A 2,222-nucleotide genomic window follows, 5' to 3' on the forward strand; every position below is an offset into this window, starting at 1 on the left:
CCTTTTGGTTTACCGGTAGAACCTGACGTATAAATTACATACGCCAAGTGTTGTGCAGTAAAATCGGCCACAACTGGATTTTCGATAAATGCTTGGCTGCTGAGCTGTTGTTTTATCTCAGGGGCATCCAAGCACAGGGTATTGGTCGCTACTGGTAATATCTCTGATAATGTCGCTTGCAGTGCTGTACTGGTCAGCACCACCACCGGCTCACTATCTGCCAACATGTATTGAATACGATCTTGCGGATAATTTGGGTCTAATGGCACATACGCCCCACCCGCTTTCACAGTAGCTAACAGTGCCACTACCATGTCGATGGAACGCTCTAAATACACCCCAACCAGCTGATCAGGCCCTACCCCTTGGGCTTGTAAAATAACCGCTAATTGATTGGCTTGCTGATTTAATGTGGCATACGTCAGTGATTTATTATTAAAGGTGACGGCAGTGGCATCGGGTGTACGGGCTACTTGGGCTTCAAATAACCCTGGTAAACTGGCTGTTTTTGGATACTCAGCAGCTGTCTTATTGTAATCCATTAATAACCGTTGCTGCTCCGTTGCACTGAGCATCGGTAAACTAAAAACATTTTGTTCTGGATTGGCTAACAGGCTTATTAATAATTGATTAAAACTTGCCGCCATTCGTTCGATGGTAGAAGCTTCAAATAAATCCGTGCAATATTCCCAGCCTAATGAAATTGTCTCTGCTTGCTCAACTGCATGTAAGGTTAAATCAAATTTAGCTGCTACATTTCCCGTTTTATAAAGATCAATAGGGGTAATGGGTAGCCCTTCCGTTTCCTGATTTTCTGGTGCTGTTTGTGCTAACGACAACATCACTTGAAATAAGGGATGATAACTCAGACTTCTTTCCGGCTGTAAAATATCGACTAATTGTTCAAACGGTACTTGCTGATGCTCATAGGCTTTTAAGGCAGTGTCTTTACACTGGCCAAGTAGCGTTTGATAAGTGGGGGCATTTCTCAGGTCACAACGTAAAACCAAGGTATTAGCAAAAAAACCGATTAATTCTGCGACTTCTGCTTGTTCACGGTTCGCGATTGGTGTCCCTACCACAATATCCTGTTCGCCACTAAACCGGCTGAGTAATACTGCAAATGCCGCATGCAGCCCCATAAACAAGGTTGCCCCCTGTTGTTGGCAAATCCCTTTTAACTGGGCTGTTACCTCATGGGGTATCGCTGTTTCGAGTAATCCTCCATGGTATTGCTGCATTACTGGGCGCGGCTTGTCTAATGACAAACTATGGACTTGTGGTATTCCGGCCAGCTGCGTCTGCCAATAATCTATTTTGGCTTGTAATAATTCCCCCTGTAACCAGGTTTGTTGCCACTGGGCATAGTCACCATATTGTACGGCTAATGTCGGTAAAGGGTTGGCTTCTCCTTTTTCATAGGCCAGATAAAGCTGGCTTAACTCGTTCATTAAAATATCCAGCGACCAGCCATCTGCCGCAATATGGTGCAAATTCAGTTGTAAAATACTCTGCGTGTCATCCAGCCGGATTAATTGCGCTCGCAGCATCAGATCACCGCTTAAATTAAATGGTTGATCTGCCTGAGCATATAGCGCTGTCAGCTTAATTTGCTGTTCCGATTCTGTTTCGTCACGCAAGTCATGTATTGGCAACGGAAAATACTTTGGTACCGGCACCACTTGCTGATAGGCTTGCCCGCCCTGGCTGATAAATTGGGTGCGCAGCACTTCATGGCGTGCCACTAAAGTCAGTAAGGCCTGCTGTAATGTCTTTATATTGATTGGCCCATGCCAGTTAAAAGCCAGGGGCATATTGTAATGGGTACTGCTGCCTTCCATTTGATCAATAAACCACAGCCGTTGTTGCATATGGGATAATGGCATCAACCCGGTACGGTCAGTGGGAATAACCGGCGACTGTTGTTGTTCGTCAGCCTGATTAATCAGGGTGGCTAAATCCGCTAATACCGGGGTCAGAAAAATATCTTTGACCACCAGCTCCGCCGAAAACTGTTGTCTAATTAAACTCAGTAATTGAATGGCTTTTAATGACTGTCCACCGATTTCAAAGAAATTGGCTTCACGACTGATGGGTTCTTCCACCCCTAATACATCAGCCCAAAGCCCTGCCAGTTTTTCTTCCGTAGCTGTTTCCGGTGCAATATAGACTTGTTGTACCTGCTGCAACGTTGGTTTAGGGAGTGCCTTGCGATCTACTTT

1 protein-coding gene is annotated in these 2,222 nt (G+C 45.2%); it reads right to left on the minus strand.

All coding sequences use genetic code 11. The features are described 5' to 3' along the window. A partial coding sequence (locus tag ORQ98_RS29380; RefSeq protein ID WP_274692383.1) for a condensation domain-containing protein occupies positions 1 to 2,222 on the minus strand: 2,222 nt, incomplete at both ends.

The sequence above is a fragment of the Spartinivicinus poritis genome (assembly GCF_028858535.1).
GTDB classification, from domain to species: domain Bacteria; phylum Pseudomonadota; class Gammaproteobacteria; order Pseudomonadales; family Zooshikellaceae; genus Spartinivicinus; species Spartinivicinus poritis.